17 protein-coding genes are annotated in these 20,819 nt (G+C 34.0%); 8 read left to right on the plus strand and 9 right to left on the minus strand.

Annotation, left to right across the window (positions count from 1 at the left end; all coding sequences use genetic code 11):
- Nucleotides 1-183 precede the first annotated feature (183 nt).
- Entirely contained in the window at nucleotides 184-543 is a 360-nt protein-coding gene (locus PQF96_RS08875; RefSeq protein WP_109434217.1) for a hypothetical protein, read from the plus strand.
- Here PQF96_RS08875 and dnaE read toward each other — a convergent pair.
- From dnaE to PQF96_RS08895, 4 genes are all read right to left on the minus strand, one after another.
- Complete coding sequence (gene dnaE, locus PQF96_RS08880) at nucleotides 540-4,925, minus strand: DNA polymerase III subunit alpha (RefSeq protein WP_271765789.1); 4,386 nt, start codon at nucleotides 4,923-4,925, stop codon at nucleotides 540-542. The genes PQF96_RS08875 and dnaE overlap by 4 nt on opposite strands.
- 200 nt (nucleotides 4,926-5,125) lie before the next feature.
- On the minus strand, nucleotides 5,126-6,469 hold the full coding sequence (locus tag PQF96_RS08885; RefSeq protein WP_271765790.1) for a hypothetical protein: 1,344 nt from the start codon (nucleotides 6,467-6,469) through the stop codon (nucleotides 5,126-5,128).
- A 504-nt stretch (nucleotides 6,470-6,973) separates the two neighbouring features.
- A complete protein-coding gene (locus PQF96_RS08890; RefSeq protein WP_271765791.1) occupies nucleotides 6,974-8,281 on the minus strand; it encodes a hypothetical protein in 1,308 nt (435 codons plus the stop codon).
- A 500-nt stretch (nucleotides 8,282-8,781) separates the two neighbouring features.
- Nucleotides 8,782-9,627, minus strand: a complete 846-nt coding sequence (locus PQF96_RS08895; protein WP_271765792.1) for a DUF6252 family protein — start codon at nucleotides 9,625-9,627, stop codon at nucleotides 8,782-8,784.
- A 340-nt stretch (nucleotides 9,628-9,967) separates the two neighbouring features.
- On the opposite strand from PQF96_RS08895, the gene PQF96_RS08900 reads away from it, so the two are divergent.
- From PQF96_RS08900 to PQF96_RS08910, 3 genes are read left to right on the plus strand one after another with little or no spacing between them, the layout of a single operon-like run.
- A complete protein-coding gene (locus tag PQF96_RS08900) occupies nucleotides 9,968-10,519 on the plus strand; it encodes a 30S ribosomal protein S16 (protein WP_109434214.1) in 552 nt (183 codons plus the stop codon).
- A 15-nt stretch (nucleotides 10,520-10,534) separates the two neighbouring features.
- On the plus strand, nucleotides 10,535-11,059 hold the full coding sequence (gene rimM / locus PQF96_RS08905; RefSeq protein WP_109434213.1) for a ribosome maturation factor RimM: 525 nt from the start codon (nucleotides 10,535-10,537) through the stop codon (nucleotides 11,057-11,059).
- Between the two features lie 54 nt (nucleotides 11,060-11,113).
- The gene (locus PQF96_RS08910) at nucleotides 11,114-11,827 is read left to right on the plus strand and encodes a tRNA1(Val) (adenine(37)-N6)-methyltransferase (protein ID WP_109434212.1); all 714 of its coding nucleotides are present in this window, start codon (nucleotides 11,114-11,116) and stop codon (nucleotides 11,825-11,827) included.
- Between the two features lie 115 nt (nucleotides 11,828-11,942).
- Here the strand turns inward: PQF96_RS08910 and PQF96_RS08915 are convergent, their stop codons facing one another.
- Complete coding sequence (locus tag PQF96_RS08915) at nucleotides 11,943-12,251, minus strand: hypothetical protein (RefSeq protein WP_109434211.1); 309 nt, start codon at nucleotides 12,249-12,251, stop codon at nucleotides 11,943-11,945.
- A 377-nt stretch (nucleotides 12,252-12,628) separates the two neighbouring features.
- The gene (locus tag PQF96_RS08920; protein ID WP_109434210.1) at nucleotides 12,629-12,934 is read right to left on the minus strand and encodes a hypothetical protein; all 306 of its coding nucleotides are present in this window, start codon (nucleotides 12,932-12,934) and stop codon (nucleotides 12,629-12,631) included.
- 400 nt (nucleotides 12,935-13,334) lie between these two features.
- Between PQF96_RS08920 and PQF96_RS08925 the strand changes: the two genes are divergently transcribed.
- Nucleotides 13,335-14,513: an acyl-CoA dehydrogenase family protein gene (locus PQF96_RS08925; RefSeq protein ID WP_109434207.1), complete on the plus strand. Its 1,179-nt coding sequence runs from the start codon at nucleotides 13,335-13,337 to the stop codon at nucleotides 14,511-14,513.
- A gap of 6 nt (nucleotides 14,514-14,519) precedes the next feature.
- Here the strand turns inward: PQF96_RS08925 and PQF96_RS08930 are convergent, their stop codons facing one another.
- Nucleotides 14,520-14,792, minus strand: coding sequence for a DNA-binding protein (locus PQF96_RS08930; RefSeq protein ID WP_143919052.1), 273 nt, complete (start codon nucleotides 14,790-14,792; stop codon nucleotides 14,520-14,522).
- 310 nt (nucleotides 14,793-15,102) lie between these two features.
- Between PQF96_RS08930 and PQF96_RS08935 the strand changes: the two genes are divergently transcribed.
- Nucleotides 15,103-16,260 carry a cytochrome P450 gene (locus tag PQF96_RS08935; protein WP_271765793.1) on the plus strand — a complete coding sequence of 386 codons (1,158 nt, stop codon included), beginning with the start codon at nucleotides 15,103-15,105 and terminating at the stop codon, nucleotides 16,258-16,260.
- Between the two features lie 47 nt (nucleotides 16,261-16,307).
- Nucleotides 16,308-16,655 carry an antibiotic biosynthesis monooxygenase family protein gene (locus tag PQF96_RS08940; protein ID WP_271765794.1) on the plus strand — a complete coding sequence of 116 codons (348 nt, stop codon included), beginning with the start codon at nucleotides 16,308-16,310 and terminating at the stop codon, nucleotides 16,653-16,655.
- 13 nt (nucleotides 16,656-16,668) lie between these two features.
- Here the strand turns inward: PQF96_RS08940 and PQF96_RS08945 are convergent, their stop codons facing one another.
- A complete protein-coding gene (locus PQF96_RS08945) occupies nucleotides 16,669-17,415 on the minus strand; it encodes a tetratricopeptide repeat protein (protein WP_271765796.1) in 747 nt (248 codons plus the stop codon).
- Between the two features lie 4 nt (nucleotides 17,416-17,419).
- The gene (locus PQF96_RS08950) at nucleotides 17,420-18,001 is read right to left on the minus strand and encodes an RNA polymerase sigma factor (protein WP_109434202.1); all 582 of its coding nucleotides are present in this window, start codon (nucleotides 17,999-18,001) and stop codon (nucleotides 17,420-17,422) included.
- Nucleotides 18,002-18,277: 276 nt separating this feature from the next.
- On the opposite strand from PQF96_RS08950, the gene PQF96_RS08955 reads away from it, so the two are divergent.
- Nucleotides 18,278-20,819 (plus strand): tetratricopeptide repeat protein (locus PQF96_RS08955; protein ID WP_271765797.1); only part of this gene is annotated, 2,542 nt, incomplete at its 3' end.

Genomic DNA, 20,819 nt, shown 5'->3' on the forward strand with positions numbered 1-20,819 from the left:
AATATTTGTTTTGACTATTGAGCCATTTGATTTTCTGATACCAAAGGTAAAATAAAATTAAAGATTTAAAATACAATTTAGCCTATGCACTTTGAAAAACATGAAAAAGAAGCATATTCTAGTGGCAAAAGAAATGTTTTAAAATAAAATTAACATTATATTTGTGAGTATGAGCCAAAGATAATGAGAGAAACCCAACTACCTTATTGTGATCTTTTTTTCAAGGATACTCATGTGATTTTAGTGATGCATGAGGGGTCTGCTATGACCATAGAAATAGCTGCGGAGATCACATCTATTTTAGAAAGTTACTATAAGGGAAAAAACTTTATATTAATTACCCATAGAAAATTTCCTCACGATATTGATCTTAATGTGTATAAAGGCAGAATATTAAAAAATATGATAGGCTTTGCCATAGTTTCTGATGATCCAGAAGAGATGCAAAGAGCTATGGAAGAACAATCCTTGTGGGATGAAGCTTTTACTTTTTTCACAACTCTGGAAGAAGCAGAAAATTGGGCCACTAGTTTTTTTGATTAATTTAGTTTATAATACACTGCATCATTTTCTAAAGCAGCCAGTAGTTCTGGTGATATATTTACTTTCTGTTTTCTACTAGGCATATGTAGTTTTAGTTTTTCTGCCATTTCGAATATTACAAAATTTAAAGTATGATTACCAGAATGGTCAGTTAACAAATTCTTTAATCCATCGATTCTATGATCAGAAAGGTCATTAATATCAAGTTGTATGGTTAATTTTCTTGCATAGGTCTCCATTACGTCATGTAATAATTGAAAACTATTAAATTGTACTCTCGGATCTCCTTTTTTACCGGTATCACGATTGACCCATCCTTCCTTTATAAATGCTTTTGCATAAACAAATGTACTTTTTACAAGAAATGGTCTATGTTTAAGGTAATCTTCACCAAAAATTCTAAATTCGTGTGCAGTGTTATAATCTTCGATAGAAAAAGTAGCCCAGCCTTTTCCGTTTTTTGAGGTACGGTGTTCTACATTTGTGATAACCCCTCCAAAAGAAATTTCTCTGTTGACATTGCTTTCCAGATCAGCAAAATTAAGAAGGGTACCATTGCAAAAATATTTCATTTCGTATTTAAAATCATCCAGAGGATGTCCAGAAAGATATATTCCTACTACCTCTTTTTCTCGAGCCAGTTTTTCCATTGTACCCCATTCTTCGCAGGGAGGGACTATAGGTTCTGGGATTTGTACGTCACTTGCTTCTCCAAATAAACTTACTTGTGATGAATTCTCACTCTCTTGATATTTGGATCCATAACGCATTGCTTTTTCTAGAAATGTGACGCCATCGCCTTCTTCGTGAAAATATTGTCCTCTATGGGTGTCGGAAAAAGAATCGAACCCTCCTGCAAGAGCTAAACTTTCGAATGCTTTTTTATTTGCAGCGCGAAGATCAATGCGTTTGGCAAGATCAAAAATAGATCTATATGGGCCGTCCTCTTTTCGATTTTCAACGATTGTTGCTACTGCTCCTGTTCCTACTCCTTTTATAGCTCCCATCCCGAAACGTACCGCACCATCTTTGTTAACCGAGAATTTACGATAGGATTCATTTACATCAGGGCCCAAAACGTCTAGTTTCATACGTTTACATTCCTCCATAAAGAATGTAACTTGTTTAATATCATTCATGTTATTAGAAAGTACAGCAGCCATATATTCTGCGGGATAATGTGCTTTAAGGTATGCTGTTTGGTATGCAATCCAGGCATAGCATGTGGAGTGAGATTTGTTAAAAGCATAGGCAGCAAAAGCTTCCCAATCTTTCCATATTTTTTCTAATTTATCCTCGGCATGACCTTTGGCAGATGCTTGAGAGATAAACTTGGGTTTCATCTTATCCAGAACCGCTTTTTGTTTTTTACCCATTGCTTTACGCAATACATCAGCTTCACCTTTTGTAAAATCAGCAAGTTTTTGCGAAAGCAACATCACTTGCTCCTGATATACTGTGATTCCATAAGTTTCTTTCAGGTATTCTTCGCAAGCCTCAAGGTCATAGATAATTTCTTCGGTACCATGTTTTCTATTAATGAAACTAGGGATATATTCTAGAGGCCCAGGGCGATATAAAGCGTTCATTGCAATAAGATCTGCAAAAACAGTAGGCTTTAGTTCCTTCATGTATTTTTGCATCCCAGGGGATTCATATTGGAACACCCCTACAGTTTCTCCTCGCTGGAACAGTGCATATGTCTCTTCATCGTCTAGAGGAAAGTTTTCTGGATCGAGTTCTACTCCATGTTTTGCTTTTACAATTTTAACAGTGTCCTTGATTAGTGTTAATGTCTTTAATCCCAGGAAATCCATTTTTAGTAATCCTGCATTTTCTACTACCGAGTTATCAAACTGGGTGCAATACATATCAGAATCCTTTGCTAAAGCAACGGGAACGAATTTGGTAATATCATCTGGGGTGATAATTACACCACAAGCATGTATTCCTGTGTTTCTAACAGACCCTTCCAGTACACGTGCCTGATTTAAAGTTTCTGCTTCAAGATCACTGCCTTCTGCTATATTTAGGAGTTCATTGACTTTTTCTAATTCATCACTTCTAAATTTTTTCTTTAGTACTGCCTCGTCAACACCAAAAATCTTTCCTAACTTAGACATATTAGGAATAAGTTTGGCAATTCGATCGGCATCACCAAGAGGTAGGTCTAGTACTCGTGCAGTATCTCGTATAGAGGATTTTGCTGCCATTGTACCATAAGTAATGATTTGTGCTACCTGATTAGCACCATATTTTTCGATTACATAATCCATTACCCGACCACGACCTTCATCATCAAAATCGATATCGATATCTGGCATACTTACACGATCCGGATTAAGAAAACGCTCAAAAAGCAGGTCATACTTTATAGGATCTAGATTGGTGATCCATAAGCAGTAAGCTACAGCTGATCCTGCAGCAGACCCACGTCCAGGACCTACAGAAACATCCATGCCTCGTGCCGCTCTGATAAAATCCTCCACAATCAGGAAATATCCAGGATATCCCGTTTTTTCAATTACTTTTAATTCAAAATCCAGGCGTTCATCAATCTCTGGAGTGATCTCTCCATAACGTTTTTTTGCACCTTCATAAGTGATATGTCTCAGGTATTTGTTTTCTCCACGTTTACCTCCATCAATCTGGTCTTCTTTAAACTGAAACTCTTCGGGGATATCAAAAGCAGGAAGGAGAACGTCTCTGGCAAGTTCAAAAGGCTCAACCTTATCAATGATCTCCTGAATATTTATAATGGCTTCTGGCAAATCTTTGAATAATGCTTTCATCTCTTCCTGAGTTTTGAAGTAATATTCTTGATTTGGTAAACCATATCGATATCCTCTACCGCGACCGATGGGGGTAGCTTGTTTTTCCCCATCTTTTACACATAATAGTATATCATGGGCATTAGCATCTTCTTTTTCGCAATAATAGGTGTTGTTAGATGCTACAGTCTTTATATTATGTTTTTTTGCAAATTCAATGAGTACTTGATTTACTCTATTTTCATCTTCTTGGTTATGACGCATAATCTCAATATACAGGTCATCACCAAATTCCTCGTGCCACCACAAAAGTGCTTCTTCAGCTTGTTTTTCGCCAATATTCAAAACTTTACTAGGTACCTCGCCATATAAGTTTCCTGTAAGCACGATAATATCCTCTTTATACTGTTGTATGACTTTTTTATCAATCCTTGGGATATAATAAAATCCATTGACAAAAGCGGTAGAGGACATCTTGGCTAGATTATGATATCCATTTTTGTTTTTGGCTAACAATACGATTTGATATCCATTATCTTTTCTGGATTTGTCGGTGTGATTTTCACAAACAAAAAACTCACATCCTACAATAGGCTTTATTTCTATTCCTTCAGGTTCCTGCGCATTTTCTATAGCTTCTGCATTTGCAGCTTTTACACTTTTATTGTGATTAGCAACGCCTTGAACAAAATGGAATGCTCCCATCATATTTGCATGATCGGTCATGGCAACTGCATTCATCTTGTGTTTTGCTGTAATTTTAATCAGATCAGGAATACTAGTAGTAGATTGAAGTACTGAGAACTGAGTATGGTTATGAAGGTGTGCAAAATTAGCTTCTTCTAGTGCTGCAATATTATTATTAATCTCTTCCTGAGATAGATCAGATGATCCTTGTTTAGTAAGAGCTTCTTGTATTTTTTGCGAAGCCTTTTTGAGATTAATATGCTTTAAACCGATAAGTTGGATCGGTTCTGGGTGTGCTTCATTAAAATTTTGAAAGTAATCTGATTCTACATCAAGTTCTTCCTGTGTGAAAATTTGTTTACGAATTAGCTCAAGAAAACATCGTGTAGTAGCTTCTACATCAGCAGTGGCATTATGGGCTTCTCCAAAAGCAACACCAAAAAGATGTTGATGTAACTCAGTAAGTGTTGGAAGCTTAAATTTACCACCACGACCACCTGGGATCTGACAAAGCGAAGCAGTAGTTTCTGTACAAGTATCAAGAACCGGAAGATTTTGTAAGTCATTTTCTACGCCTAAGCGATAAAACTCGGCCCCCATTATATTTACATCAAAACCAACATTTTGCCCTACAACAAATTTAGTCTTTGATAGGGCTATATTAAATTTTTCAAGAACTTCTTCTAGTGTAATACCATCTTGTTCTGCTAACTCTGTAGAAATACCATGAATTTTTTCGGCATCATATGGAATATTAAACCCATCAGGTTTTACCAGATAATCTTGATGTTCAATACAATTTCCCATAGCATCATGTAATTGCCATGCAATCTGGATACATCTTGGCCAATTATCTGTGTCACTAATAGGGGCATCCCATCGTTTTGGTAACCCGGTGGTTTCAGTATCAAAAACTAAGTACATAAAAAGAAGTATTTCTAGAAAATCATCCCTTACAAAGGAGATTCAAAAATAACCAAAATCAAGAATTCATTTTTCAAAAGTTATCCTTAATTATTAACTAATTCTTTTCTAGTTAATTATGGAGGTAAAATATAATCAATAAAAAAGCTTAGGAGAATTAATTCTCCTAAGCTTTAGATATAAGTTCTTTTAATGCTTAATTAATTATTACGAGGAGACCCGATTTGAGTGCCTATTACACTTGCTCCAGGTTGTGTAATTACCGGGCAGTTGATAATCGCTCCTGTTGCTGTTAATAAATCAGATAATGAATTCGCTAAAGGACTTGGATTTGCATTTCCTCTAAAAGGGATTAAAGTACCATCTGCCAAAAGTTGATTGATTTGATCAAAACTTCTTAGTATTGGACGTTCTGATTCAGGAACTGTAAACTCAGTGATATGCGCATCCCACATAGGAGCATATCTTTGGTCACTAGGATCAATTGGGAATGTATTTGTAGGATCCTGTACTTGTCGATCACTTAAGGAAGCTGAATTTAAACCTTGCACTCCAAAACCATCAGTATCTGTAGTTCTACCATTTGCCGTTGGGCTAAAAGGTAACATAGAACCTCCTGGAAATAATCCAAATGTTGGTAAGTTAGCCAATCTTGGAGCAAAAACTCCTAATTCTATAGTTGCCGGTCCTGGGTCAGAAGTATCTGTCACAATATGGAAGTAGTAAGGACTACCATTATGCCATCCATCCAAAAGTTGCATTACAACAGATGCTTGATCTATAGCAAGATTTGGGTTGTTTAAATCATCTTCTTGAGCAGGGCCATTACCATCTGGATGAGGGATTCTATCATGAATACCAGTGCTGTTAGCTACTAACTGAGCATTGATTACCACACCACTAGGTAAAACAACATAAGAAGACCATGCTCCATCTGCTATCGCACCAGGATTAACTTCTGCTGGCGGGAAACCAAATAATAATCCATCTGCTGATGTTCCTCCAGCGGTCAAAGATCTTTTTGGTGAAAAATCTACAGATCCTTCAAAAACAAGCCTCCCTTTACGAGTGAAATAAGCATTTTGTTCTCCTCCAGAACCAATTGATGCTGCCATTCTAGGTGAGAAAATAACACCTAACTTTTTAGCCATTTTTTTGTCAGATGCTTCAGTTATAACATAATAACCTTTTCTACGACTTCCATCGGGCAAAGTTTCCCAACCTTGAAACATCGGAAATCTAGCTGTTGGACCTGCCGGAACTACTGACCTATCTATTCGATAATCAATACCTAATACACTTGGTAGAAAGACATTTTGTTCTGTAGTAAAAGTAAGTGCAGGGCGAAATACATTATAAGGAGTCCCTCCATCTCGGCGAATACTGTTTAGTAATAGTTTAGCTTCCTTTAAGGCTTTAAAAGATTGAAAGGATTTTGAATCTGCTACAGATTGGTCATCTGTTATTACATTGTCATCATTACTACAAGCTGAAAATAGTGTAGCAGCAAATAGGCTTAAAAGTATTATTCTAAAATTTTTCATGTTTTGTTTTTTTAAATTTTTGTGTCTTTAAAAAAACAATTGGCCAATCGTTTTAAGAGTATCAAAATATTCTTTAGGTTTTGATGTTAATTGAGACGACAGCAATATTTCATACTTACAGAGAAAAAAAATAAAAAATATTGAGATTTATAAGTGTTATGTGTTCAATTTGAAGAAAAGCATTGATTTTATTGGTCTTTTGGAGGAATGTGGCTTAAGCGAAAAACATAATAAATCAATGATTTTTGCAATTAATTAACAGAATTTTTGTGTCTTATAAATGAGATAGAAAAGCGCAAATGTTAGATAGCTAACATATTAGAGCAGGTTTTTAATGTCAATAAAAATGAAAATAAACGATTCGATCTGATTTTTTAAAAAGTGGTCGATTTGATTTTAATTAAAAAGTAAGGTTTTTAGTCTTAATATTGTATTTGAGGTACAAAAAAAGCTTAGGAGAATTAATTCTCCTAAGCTTTAGATATAAGTTCTTTTAATGCTTAATTAATTATTACGAGGAGACCCGATTTGAGTGCCTATTACACTTGCTCCAGGTTGTGTAATTACCGGGCAGTTAATAATTGCTCCTGTTGCAGTTAATAAATCAGATAATGAATTCGCTAAAGGACTTGGATTTGCATTTCCTCTAAAAGGGATTAAAGTACCATCTGCCAAAAGTTGATTGATTTGATCAAAACTTCTTAGTATTGGACGTTCTGATTCAGGAACTGTAAACTCAGTGATATGCGCATCCCACATAGGAGCATATCTCTCATCACTAGGATCAATTGGGAATGTATTTGTAGGATCCTGTACTTGTCGATCACTTAAGGAAGCTGAATTTAAACCTTGCACTCCAAAACCATCAGTATCTGTAGTTCTACCATTTGCCGTTGGGCTAAAAGGTAACATAGAACCTCCTGGAAATAATCCAAATGTTGGTAAGTTAGCCAATCTTGGAGCAAAAACTCCTAATTCTATAGTTGCCGGTCCTGGGTCAGAAGTATCTGTTACAATATGGAAGTAGTAAGGACTACCATTATGCCATCCATCCAAAAGTTGCATTACAACAGATGCTTGATCTATAGCAAGATTTGGGTTGTTTAAATCATCTTCTTGAGCAGGGCCATTACCATCTGGATGAGGGATTCTATCATGAATACCAGTGCTGTTAGCTACTAACTGAGCATTGATTACCACACCACTAGGTAAAACAACATAAGAAGACCATGCTCCATCTGCTATCGCACCAGGATTAACTTCTGCTGGTGGGAAACCAAATAATAATCCATCTGCTGATGTTCCTCCGGCGGTCAAAGATCTTTTTGGTGAAAAATCTACAGATCCTTCAAAAACAAGCCTCCCGTCATCGGTCCAAGTAGCGTTTTGTTCTCCTCCAGAACCTATAGCTTCTGCCATTCTAGGTGAGAAAATAACCCCTAATTCTCTTGACATTTCTCTATCAGATGATTCTGTAATTACATAATAACATTCTCTAGGCCCACTAGGTGTAGTTTCCCAACCTTGAAACATCGGAAATCTGGCTGTTGGACCTGCCGGAACTACTGATCTATCTGTTCTAAAATCAATACCCAATATACTTGGTAGAAAGACATTTTGTTCTGCAGTAAACGTAAGTGCAGGATTGTCTGCATTAAAAGGAATTCCTCCGTCTTGTCTAATACTTTCTAACAATAAACTGGATTCTGATACTACTGGTGGTTCTACTACTATTACTGCATCATCGTCACTACAGGCGGTAAAGATTGAGGCTGTTATTATACTTAAAAATATTAATTTTAACTTTTTCATTTTTGTGTTTTTTAAATGTTTGTGTCTATTAAAAAAAACAATTGGCCAATCGTTTCTATGAATCAAAAACTGATGTTTTAATTTTGATATAAGTTGAGACGACAACAATATTTTGTACTTACAGGATAAAAACTTACAGAATAAATAAAATTTATGGATATTTTCTTTGTAATAAGTAAAAAGTATCTTATTCTAAAGGGTTTAGGATGGAAAACTGACTAAATATTTTTTTTCAAAAACAAATGTTTTTATTGAAATATTAGTAATTAATTAACAGAATGATAACGTTTTGGAAGAGAGATTGAAGTCCGTAAATGTTAGGTAGCTAACACATTTAGAGGGAGTTCAGGGATTTGTATTTATAGTCAGAACATAAAAATTCTTCTACATCGTTTATGACAACCTTTGAAATTTTTGATTCTTAAAAATTAAAAAGCGCTCATTAATCTATATGAGCGCTTTTCATCAAAGTTGAGTGATATTTAGGGGTAATTATACGTTTAATATCCAAAATCAAAGGAACCTTCTGATACTTCGACACCACTTCTGGTACTAAATTCGAAACTTCCGCTAATACATTTTGATTCAGTATTATGTTCTGTGATTATAAGTTTTCCAGATGAGGCCGATGATTTGTCCTTATCTAGTGCATATGAAGCACTATAATTTCCTGACCCAGATAATGGATATTCTCCTGGAGCTACATCTGCTAAAAATACTACAGTAATTTCCTCGGTTTCATTACTTGCAGTAATTAATATAGAAGCGTCATCAACACCAAATAGTTTGGCGGTATGATTATCGGTAATCATTTCAGAGTCGTTAACCATAGCAGTTAATGATGCATTAAGCAAGCAAGGGTTGATTTGTTCAGTAATATTGTCTTCTTCTTCGATCACTCCATTTTCGAGTGGGAGTCTATAAAACCATCCATCACTAAAATTCAAGATGTTACCTTTATCATCTTTAAGGTTTTTAAAAGTAAAATTACCAGAAACCTCATTATTATAAACTTCTGTTATTGTTACTTGTCCAGTGGTCTCTCCGTTTTTTGAAAGAAATTTTGTTTGGTTTTTCTGAAAACTGGCTTTACTTACCGTTTTTTGGGAAGTTTTATACGTTCCTACTTTGGTTGATGTAGTGGTAAAACTTATAGATTGATCTCCTGCACTTCCAGATATTACTAAAGTTCCATCGTCATAGATAACAGCTTTTTTAAGGGAAGTTCTAAATAGTTCTCCATCAACTTTTGCTTGAAGAGCAGGATCGTTGATTTCGATATCGGTTGAACAAGAAGTAAAAATTAAGCAGACTACTGCCATTAATAGAGTAATTTTTTTAATCATAGTATGGGGCTTTAGTATGATTTTTTTACGGAATTACCGTAATTACATCGTTATGTGTACAAACATAAAGGTAAAATTTCAAGAAAACAATTTTTTGATCGAAAAAAAGCATATTTAATCGATGAAATACACAAAATAGGCTTTAGTGAGAATAAAAAGTAGGTTAAATAGTCGTTTTTTGTTTAAAAATCTACTTTTGAAATGTTCTTTTTTTAGGATCAAAATATAAATATTTGTAGTTCAATGAATAAACTTCACTTCAATGATTCTTTTTAGTTAAAAAAAGTTATCTTTGCGCCCTTAATTATAAATAGGGTCGAGTACCCAAAAATTAATTTTTATGCCTGTTAAAATCAGATTACAAAGACATGGTAAAAAAGGGAAACCTTTTTACTGGATCGTAGCAGCTGATGCTAGATCAAAAAGAGATGGTAGATTTCTTGAAAAATTAGGTACGTATAATCCTAATGTAAACCCGGCAAGTGTTGACTTAGATGTTGATGGAGCTGTAAAATGGTTACAGAATGGTGCACAACCTACTGATACTGCAAGAGCAATTTTATCTTATAAAGGAGCTTTGCTTAAAAACCACCTTGCAGGTGGAGTAAAGAAAGGTGCTTTAACAGAAGAACAAGCTGCAGAAAAATTTGAAGCTTGGTTATCAGAAAAAGAAGGAGCTGTTAATTCTAAGAAAGAAGAATTAGCAAAAGCTGATGCATCTGCAAAAGCAAAAGCACTTGAAGCTGAAAAAGAAGTTAATGCAAAACGTGAAGCTGCTGCAAAAGCTGAAGAAGCAGAAGCAGAAGCAGAAGAAACTGTAGAAGCTGCCGCTGAGGAAGCAGAAGCAACTACCGAAGAAGTAACCAAAGAAGCTAGCAACGAGGAAGAATAGTTGCAATTATTAACGATGAAGAAAGAAGAATGCTTCTATCTAGGAAAAATCGTAAGTAAATTTAGCTTTAAAGGGGAGGTATTAGTAAAACTAGATACCGATGAACCCGAAAGTTATTCAAGAATGGAATCAGTATTTGTTAATTATAACAATAATCTGGTTCCATTTTTTATTGAAAGATGTGCTTTGCACAAAAGCGATTTACTACGTATAAAATTTGAAGATGTAGATACAGAAGAGGATGCGGATGACCTTATGAAGGCTGAGCTGTATCTTCCACTTACATTATTACCTAAACTTGATGGAGATCAGTTTTATTATCATGAAATCATAGGTTTTAAAATTGTTGATGCTTCTTTTGGAGAAGTAGGAATAATTAAAGCTGTAAATGATACAACGGCTCAGGCTTTGTTTGAAATTGATCACAATGGGACTGAGATTCTTATTCCTATGAATGATGAGTTTATTGATAAGATAGATAGAGAGTCTAATGTGATTCATGTCAAAACTCCCGAAGGGTTGATAGACCTTTATTTATAATACAGACCTTTTACTATACTTTATAGGATTAATATTTTCAATATCTTAATTAGGATGTCAAAGCCTTTTAAATTTAAAGAATTTACTCTTCATCAGGATCGTTGTGCTATGAAAGTAGGAACAGATGGGGTTTTACTGGGAGCCTGGGTGCCAATTGATGGTGCTGTGGATTCGATTTTGGATATCGGTACAGGAACGGGAGTAATTGCTTTGATGTCAGCCCAACGTTCTAATGCAGAGGTTATCGATGCTCTCGAAATTGATGCAGATGCCTATGAGCAGGCAGTAGAGAATTTTGAAGCTTCATCCTGGGGAGATCGGTTGTTTTGTTATCATGCATCCTTTCAGGAGTTTATGGCAGAGATAGATGATCAGTATGATTTGTTAATTAGCAATCCTCCTTTTTATAGAGAAGATTATAAAACCTCAGATACAAAAAGAGATATGGCCAGGTTTGAAGATGCTCTTCCTTTTGAACATTTGTTAGTAGGAGTATCAAAATTACTATCAGATCAAGGAAAATTTGCAGTAATTGTACCCTATAAAGAAGAAGAGCGTATTATTGACCTTGCTTCACAAGTAACATTATTTCCCCTTAAGATTACAAGAGTAAAAGGAACTCTTACTTCAGAAGTTAAGAGGAGTTTATTGTTATTTGATCGAGAAAAGAAGACTCCTGAAATTGACGAATTGATTATTGAAAATACTCGTCATGAATATACTAAATCCTATATTGATTTGACTAAAGATTTTTATTTGAAAATGTAATACATAAAAAAAGGAGAGTCTGTTAAAACTCCCCCTTTTCCAAAATTCAATCACTCTATGGAATTTAATTTATTGCACTATAAATTAAAGTCTTATTTGTCATCAAAAGATGTTGTTATTTGGTAATCCAATTACCTTCTGCATCACAGAAAACTTCCATCTCTTTTTCTCCTTGTTTTAATACTAATCTAAATTCTGATGCGTCTTCTTTAGCACCTGCTTTTTCGATAGTTGCTCCTGCAAAATCTTTAGCTACTGCATCAATTACAGGTTGAGGTAAATTTTCTATGGCTAAATCGATATATTTATCCTGAACCGGAGCATTTACTTCTGTATCATTAGAAGCTACTTCTTGAGCAATCATATTTTGAGTTCCTACTAATAATCCTAAGGCTAATACTGGTAATACAAATAATTTTTTCATCTTGTTTAAGTTTTAATTTTTTAAATCCTTTATTGTTATACTATATCTATATAGAAGAATTATGCCAGAGCTTTTGAAATGTTAACAAAATGTATTTAAAAATCTAATTACCAGTCATTTATATTTTTATTTGATAAGCTAAACTTCTTTTTTTATTGCTTTTTTGTGTGGAAAAAAACGTTGATCTGCGGAATTTATACACGGAATTGAACCACTACTGTATAATTAAATATTTCATTCTTTTGAGTTCATGTAGGTTCGTATTCTAAAATAAAAAAAGGAGAGTCGTTAAAACTCTCCTTTTTCCAAAATTCAATCACTCTATGAAGCTTAATTTATTGCACTATAAATTAAAGCTCTTAGTTTGTTATCAACATTTATCCTTTGATGTTTCCTTCTGCATCAAGAACAACTTCTGAGGTCTTTTCTCCTTGCTTTACAGTTACTTTAAATTCTGAAGCGTCTTCTTTGGCTTCTGCTTTTTCAATAGTAACATCTGGCATTTTACTGGCTATAGCATCTAAAACTGGTTGGGGCAAATTTTCAACTGCTATTTCAATAAATTTATCTTGAACAGGAGCATTTACTTCTGTATCATTAGAAGCTACTTCTTGAGCAATCATATTTTGAGTTCCTACTAATAATCCGAAAGCTACTACTGGTAATACAAATAATTTTTTCATCTTGTTTTAGTTTTAACGTTCTTTATGCTATACCTATATAGAAGAATTATGCCATTAAGAAATTGAAACCTGATAATTAGATTTAACACATTGTTTTTCAGGCAGTTGTTATTGTTTTAATGTTAGTGTGATTTTTATAGATTGTATACTATTTGTGTAGAAAAAAGTAATGATCTGCGGAATTTATACACGACTTGGAGAAGATGTTTGATTTTAGTGTACATTTTTAATTTTTGAAGTTTATACCCATATTTATGTCAAATTTTTTAAAATTCAATAAAATGAGCTACTCTTTTTTTAGTATTTACATTTGTTTCACATTTATATGTGTTAATTTTGATAATACTGCAAAATACATTGTAGAACAAGATAGAATTCACAATATAATACATAGAAACTGATGAAACCTGATCTTTTTGAAGCTCCTGATTACTATAATTTAGATGAACTACTTTCTGATGAACATAAATTGGTTCGTGATGCTGCTCGTAGTTGGGTAAAACGTGAAGTGTCACCTATTATTGAGGACTATGCGCAACGAGCCGAATTTCCAAAACAGATTATCAATGGACTTGCAGAGATAGGAGCATTTGGGCCATACATACCAGAAGAATATGGGGGAGCTGGTTTGGATCAGATCAGTTATGGTTTGATCATGCAAGAGATAGAGCGAGGAGATTCTGGGGTGCGATCTACATCTTCTGTACAATCCTCTTTGGTGATGTATCCCATCTGGAAATATGGTTCTGAAGAGCAGCGAAAAAAATATTTACCCAAACTGGCGTCAGGAGAATTTATGGGCTGCTTTGGGCTCACTGAACCTGATCATGGCTCTAATCCAAGTGGTATGACCACTAATTTTAAAGATAAAGGAGATCATTATTTACTTAATGGCGCTAAGCTATGGATATCTAACGCGCCTTTTGCAGATGTCGCTGTGGTTTGGGCAAAAAATGAAGAAGGGAGGATTCATGGACTTGTTGTAGAACGGGGAATGGAAGGGTTCTCAACACCAGAAACTCATAATAAATGGTCACTTCGTGCTTCTGCAACTGGAGAATTAATCTTTGATAATGTAAAGGTGCCAAAAGAAAATTTACTGCCTGGCAAAAGCGGATTAGGTGCACCGTTAGGCTGTTTGGATTCTGCACGCTATGGTATTGCCTGGGGTGCTATTGGTGCAGCTATGGATTGCTATGATACTGCTTTGCGATATGCTAAGGAACGTATTCAGTTTGATAAGCCTATTGGAGGGACACAATTACAACAAAAGAAACTGGCAGAGATGATCACAGAAATTACCAAAGCACAACTTTTGGCTTGGCGATTAGGGGTTTTGCGAAATGAAGGAAAAGCGACGTCAGCTCAGATTTCTATGGCAAAACGTAATAATGTAGATATGGCGATCAATATTGCCAGAGAAGCCAGACAAATCCTTGGCGGAATGGGAATTACAGGCGAATATAGTATCATGCGTCATATGATGAATCTGGAAAGTGTAATCACTTATGAAGGAACACACGATATTCACTTGTTAATTACAGGATTGGATATTACCGGTATTTCAGCATTTAAATAAAAGTATTCATCCCACGAATGGATTTAATTCGTGGGAATATGTTTCTTCTGTAAAAAAGCCAAATTTAAAACCAACTTCTTCGGCATATACAAAACTTTGGATAGAGATGTCATACTCTATGGGTGCATTTAGTTTTTTCATCATATTGATAGTACGGTAGAGTTTGGTTCTGGAGATTCTTAATCTTGCTGCCAATTCTACAGGGTTTCCCGTGGCCTGTAAACGAATTAACTGATCAATTCGCTCCATAAGTTCAATGTGCTTGATAATAACGTTCATAATTACTTCTTTGTTAGTGACTGAATGATTTTGAATAAGCAATATGTATTTGCGGGGTTATATAAGTGTATGTTATGGTTTTAGACTTTGTTACCCGATATCATGTTAAAATTTTTCTTAGTGAAACTCGATTTTGAGAAATTACATAGCAATACATTCAAAATAGATAGTTGAACTAATCCTGCTTTTTCAGTTGGATATCTGGTCAGGGGTATTTATTAGCTGAAAAAAAGCACGTGTTCATGGTTCACTCTAAAATGAAATATTTGGATATAGAGGTATATACTTTTGTGTTATATCTAATTGAATAATGAAGAAACTACTATTCTTACAGTCCGAAGTAAAAAATCCATTTGCGTTATATGAAATTATGCTGAAGGAAGGTGCAATCCATTGGGATAAAGAAAATAAAACCTGGGTTTCATATTCTTATGATGCATGCACTACTATTTTAAATAGTGCTGATGTACTTATTCCGCAAATTGATGAGAAGAATGTACACCAATTAAATGAATTCGCATTACATATAAAAAATGGTTTAGTTCGATTAAGTAATGGTATGCAGCACGAAATAACCAGAGAAATTACAATGTATTTATTTGATGGGATGAAAAAAATAAGCATTGATCTGACTTTGCAATCTATATTATCAACTACAACAAAAAATAACAAAGTAGACTGGGTTGATACAGTTTGTAAGCAGCTTCCTGCTTTAGTGATTTTGCAAAGTTTTGATTTTGGTGACGAAGAATGTGATCTTATTTTAGGAGAAATAGAGCTACTCAAAATGATAATGTTGCCTCATAAAAATAAAGAACAAGTAGCTAGAATTAATAGCAGTGCTGAGCGAATTTTTAAGATCATAGAAAACCACATATTAGAAGTACAGTCTGGTTTGGTTAGTAGGTTAGTCATGAAGTATAAATTAGAATATAATGACGCTGTTTTTTTGTGCATAAGTAACCTGATAGGTCTTCTTATTCAGAGTTATGATGGATGCAGGGGGATCCTGAGTAATGCAATATTGAGGATACTAAAATCCAAAGAGTTTAGTGAGCAAAAATGTATGCATCAAGAATGGGTAGAAAAAATGGTGATAGAGACCTTAAGATTTGATCCCCCGTTTCATCATACAAAAAGAATAGTTGGCAAAGATATGGTAGTTAATAACATTACTATTAAAAAAGGAGCGTCTATAGTTGTAATGCTTGCAGCCGCTAATCGGGATAAAAAGAAATTTAATAATCCTAACAATTTTAGTATCGAGAGACATAATGTTAATGAATGCTTAACCTTTGGTATGGGGAGTCATATGTGTTTGGCAAAACACTTTTCTATACACCTGGCGACAGAAACGATATACCATTTTCTTAAAATGTATAAAACAATTACACTACTCGAAAATGATGTGCAGTATGAGCCTGTAATGCATGCAAGACTTCCTAAATATATAACACTCTCTTTTTAATGCCAATTCAAAATGCAAATGGTAAAAGATAACTTAAAAAATAAAATATGATCGCAGTAATTTTTGAACTCTTTCCTAATACGGGATGTAAAGAAGAATATCTTCAGATTGCCAAGGAACTAAAACCAAAACTAGAAACTATAGATGGTTTTATCTCTATAGAGAGGTTTCAAAGCCTTTCAGAAAATGAAAAACTATTGTCGCTATCATTTTGGAGAGATGAAAAAAGTATACTTCAATGGCGTACTATAGAATCTCATCGCAGAGCACAATCCAAAGGAAGAACTCATATCTTTAAAGAATATCGTTTACGTATTGCCGATGTGAGCAGAGATTATGGGATGTTTGATAGAGATGAAGCTCCCGATGATAGTAAAGGTTTTCATGATCATTAGCAAAGGAGTATATCTACTTCTTTAGCTCTTTTAATAACTTCATCGCTTTGGTCTTGTATACACCATTATATGCCATAATTTCTTCCAGAATCGGAATGGTTTTTTTAGGTTTATTCAATTTTAAATAAGAAAGAGACAGATACCATTGTCCAATCTCATAATACCGATCTGTTTCACTAATAGCTGTAAATTGGTTAATTGCTTTTTTTTCCTGACCAAGATTTAAATAACTATTACCCAAATATAATTGCAATCGTTTTTGGGTTTCTAGGTTAGGATAGTTTTCCAGTGCTATAACAACACTGTCATAGACACCATTAGTGTACTGTTTTATAACTTTTTGAATCTCATTAGTTGTATTTCCCCGAGTGTTGTCTTCTGCAGGAAAAGCTTGATAATATGAACCATATAGGTTTTGTGTTTTGTTCTGGCTTTTAGAGATGTACCAATACAATGTTCCTGCTCCAAATACAATCACAATAGATGCAGCAACTTTCCAATATAAAGAAAAAGAAGAGGTAGTAACTATTTTTTCTTCTTCTTCTTCTTTGATCGTAGTACCAATACTTGCAAGTTTTTCTTTAAAATCCAAGGTGTCCTGATCTCCAAGAACATTGTGCATCATTCTGTGTTTTTCGACTTCTTCTTGTAATTCCTGGTTAGTTGCTAATGCTTTTTCAAAGGCGATTAGCTCTTCCTGGGGTAAAGTGTTTGTAAGATACCCTTCTATTTTCTCAAATATTTCCGGAGTTCTCTCCATAACGTTATTTTTTTTCAGGAGTTAAATATAGCTCCTGGTATATAGGATCTTTTTCGATCATTTGGATCAAAGATCGTTTACAGTCAAATTTTTTCTTTCTGGTATATCCTTCAGAATACCCTGTAATAGTTGCAATATCTTTCATGCTTTTTCCTTGAAAAAGCAATTGCAGTATTTCACGACAACTATCACTTAACTTTAAGAAATGCTTGCGATACACATGTTCTTGTTCTTTTTGTGCGATATATTCTATAACAGCAGGAGGTATACTCTCTGCATCATCAGGTATTTCTTCTGTGATCACCATTTTTTTATTTTTTCGTAATCGGTTTCTCCATATATTTTTACAAACTCCATAAAAATAAGTTCGCAATGAAGAATGCAATTCCAGAGAGTCTGCTTTTAATTTTTGGTATATCAAAACCAATGCATCTTGAAACACATCTTCTACATCGGATTCATTACCAGAGTTTTGAAGGATGTATTGCCTAACATATTGTAGGTTTTGTTTATAAAATGTGGTTATGATGACTTCATCTCCCGCAACGATACCTTCCAAAATTTTGCGCTCTTCGGTACTACTCATAAGTTCATGTGCTAATACAACAAATTGTTACCCTTTTAGACGAAATAAAATTAAACGTAAAAGTAACAATTTTAGTTTCTTTGCTATTAATAAGAAAGAACATAATTGTAATATCATATCAAGTGCTATGACTTTTGAAACCGGAAGCACGAAGTGAGAAGTAATGGCCTGTCATTCCTGTGTAGACAGGACTCTATAAGAGTAACAAAAATTAAGAATAGATCCCAGCCTATGCTGGGATGACAAATAATTAATAATAAAAATGATAAATAGGCGATGACCACCAACATAATACTCATATCACAAACAACTTCCATTGTACTATGGACGCTATGTTGTATGCTGTTTTTATCCACGACAGGCCATACCCAAACCACAGTCGACACCATACCCGCATCTCAATATTTTGCAAAAGCCGATACCCTATTAACCCATAGAAAACTAGACAGCGCAGTAATCTATTTTAAAAAAGCACTACCGATCTATAGAAGAGCTAAAACCTGGGAGTGTGTAGCACGATCTTATAATAAAATTTCTGAGAGTCTAAGGCGAGATAAAAAGTATGATGAATCTCTAACCAATGCAAAACAAGCTATAGCGATTAGTGATCAATATTTGCCAAAAAATAATAGAGAGAAGGCGTATGGGTATGATAATATTGGGGATTATTATTATAATAAAAGTTTAAATTTTAATATAGCTTTAGAGTATTATCAAAAAGCTCTAAAGGTCAAATTAAGAATTGTTCCAAAAGACAATTTAAAAATTGCAAATTCCTACATTGATTTAGGAAGTACATATTTTTTTAAATTAGAATATGATAGAGCAATAAATTTCTATAAAAAATCTTTAGCGGTTATAGAAAAAGAATTTGGATCGGATCATGTCAAAGCTAGTATTTCTAATTTTTGTATTGGTCTTGCTTATTATAGAAAAGAAGAATACAATAAAGCTCTACCATATCTGAATAGGTCATTATTAATTAAGGAGAAGCAATTAAGTGAAAATCATATAGAAATTGCTAACTGTAATAATCTTATTGGTAGGCTGTATAGAAAAAAAGGAGAATATGACAAGGCTCTACCATATCTAGAAAAGTATTTATCTATTTTAATTCATAGACATGGAAGAGAGCACGACCTTGTAGCAACTGCTCTTAATCAAATTGGTATTATATATAAGTATAAAGGAAAATACGATAAGGCTTTACGCTATTATAAAGAAGCAGTTAAAATTAAACAATATGTTCCTAAGCAAAATGAAGCTCGTTTTTTTTCTGGTATTAGAAGTGCTGGAGGTAGTATATATAACAATATTGGTGTAATTTATAAGGATAAAGGAGAATATGATAAAGCATTGAATTATTATAAAAGAGCACTTCATATTAATCTTGAAGTCAAGGGGAAAAATAGCTTAGCAGTAGCTATTAACTGTAACAACATTGGGAATATATATAGATTAAAAGGAAATTACGATCAAGCTCTTGAAAATTATCACAAAGCCTTAACAATAAGAGTAAGAATGCTTGATAAAAATAATTCGAATATAGCAGATTCACATAATGATATAGGAGAATTATATAATATAAAAGAGGAGTATAATAAAGCCATAAACTATGCTAAAAAAGCATTAGTAATAAGACAAAATGTGTTTGGAACATATCATTCCGATGTAGCAGATTCTTATGTGAATTTTGGTAATATTTATAAAAATACAAAAGAGTATAATTTGGCTCTGGAAAACTACCAAAAAGCATTAGAGATACGACAAAATATTTTTGGGGCACATCATCCCAAAGTTGCAGTATCCAATAACGATATCGCAAATGTATATACACTACAAAAAGATTATAAAAATAGTTTGTTGTATTATGAAAAAGCAGTCAAGGCTAATATAAGGGAGAATCGGTATTTAAATCGAAACATCTTATTAACCACGTTATTAGGCAAAGCCAAAACCTATACTCATTTGTATCAAGAAAGTAATAATAGTGATGACCTTAATCAGGCTATAACTACCTATAAAAAAGCAGATGCATTAATCAATGATATCAGACAAACGTTTACTACCTATCAGGATAAAGTGGGCTTTGCTCAAAAAGCAAAGGTTGTTTATCAAGGAGCGATACAAACACAATTACTCTTGTATAATACCAAAAAAAAGCAAAAAGCATTAGAGCGTGCTTTTTACTATGCAGAGAAAAGTAAAGCCAATACCCTTAAAGAACTGCTTAGCGAAGCCAATGCCAAGAGTTTTACAGGCTTACCCAATGATGTAGTAATCTTAGAAAAAGAATTACGAATTGACAAAGCGTTTTATCAATCCAAAATTACAGAATCCTTCAACAAAGCTCGTCCTGAGCCCTTCGACAAACTCAGTGTAAACTCTATAGATTCATCGAAGATTACTCATTATGAAAACAAACTCTTCGAGATCAATAGAAGACAAGACTCACTCACTGCTATTTTAGAAAAAAATTATCCCAAGTATTACCAACTTAAGCATGAGAATAATATTGTATCGATTGCTGATATTCAAAAGAAGTTAAATGAACGCACAACAGTAGTAGAGTTTTTTACTGCTGATAGTAGTACCTATGTGTTTACGGTTTCTAAACATAAGATGGTGGTACAGGAAGTATCCACTCCAGATCTTACAGGTCAGATAGAACAACTAAGAGAGGCCATTACTTCGCAAGAGTTATCTCATTATAAAACAATAGCCCATAAATTGTATACTACACTTATTCATCCGATCAAAGATCAATTCATAGGGGATGAACTTATTATCGTTCCCGATGGGCCATTATGGCATTGTA

Origin of the sequence: Aquimarina algiphila (assembly GCF_947494415.1) — a bacterium.
GTDB lineage: Bacteria > Bacteroidota > Bacteroidia > Flavobacteriales > Flavobacteriaceae > Aquimarina > Aquimarina algiphila.

Coding starts and splice junctions, on each gene's coding strand:
- dnaE (WP_271765789.1), bottom strand. CDS start 4,925: ATGTACTTAGTTTTTGATACTGAAACCACCGGGTTACCAAAACGATGG.
- PQF96_RS08935 (WP_271765793.1), top strand. CDS start 15,103: ATGAAGAAACTACTATTCTTACAGTCCGAAGTAAAAAATCCATTTGCG.
- PQF96_RS08925 (WP_109434207.1), top strand. CDS start 13,335: ATGAAACCTGATCTTTTTGAAGCTCCTGATTACTATAATTTAGATGAA.
- PQF96_RS08910 (WP_109434212.1), top strand. CDS start 11,114: ATGTCAAAGCCTTTTAAATTTAAAGAATTTACTCTTCATCAGGATCGT.
- rimM (WP_109434213.1), top strand. CDS start 10,535: ATGAAGAAAGAAGAATGCTTCTATCTAGGAAAAATCGTAAGTAAATTT.
- PQF96_RS08945 (WP_271765796.1), bottom strand. CDS start 17,415: ATGGAGAGAACTCCGGAAATATTTGAGAAAATAGAAGGGTATCTTACA.
- PQF96_RS08930 (WP_143919052.1), bottom strand. CDS start 14,792: ATGAACGTTATTATCAAGCACATTGAACTTATGGAGCGAATTGATCAG.
- PQF96_RS08900 (WP_109434214.1), top strand. CDS start 9,968: ATGCCTGTTAAAATCAGATTACAAAGACATGGTAAAAAAGGGAAACCT.
- PQF96_RS08915 (WP_109434211.1), bottom strand. CDS start 12,251: ATGAAAAAATTATTTGTATTACCAGTATTAGCCTTAGGATTATTAGTA.
- PQF96_RS08920 (WP_109434210.1), bottom strand. CDS start 12,934: ATGAAAAAATTATTTGTATTACCAGTAGTAGCTTTCGGATTATTAGTA.
- PQF96_RS08885 (WP_271765790.1), bottom strand. CDS start 6,469: ATGAAAAATTTTAGAATAATACTTTTAAGCCTATTTGCTGCTACACTA.
- PQF96_RS08950 (WP_109434202.1), bottom strand. CDS start 18,001: ATGAGTAGTACCGAAGAGCGCAAAATTTTGGAAGGTATCGTTGCGGGA.
- PQF96_RS08875 (WP_109434217.1), top strand. CDS start 184: ATGAGAGAAACCCAACTACCTTATTGTGATCTTTTTTTCAAGGATACT.
- PQF96_RS08895 (WP_271765792.1), bottom strand. CDS start 9,627: ATGATTAAAAAAATTACTCTATTAATGGCAGTAGTCTGCTTAATTTTT.
- PQF96_RS08890 (WP_271765791.1), bottom strand. CDS start 8,281: ATGAAAAAGTTAAAATTAATATTTTTAAGTATAATAACAGCCTCAATC.
- PQF96_RS08940 (WP_271765794.1), top strand. CDS start 16,308: ATGATCGCAGTAATTTTTGAACTCTTTCCTAATACGGGATGTAAAGAA.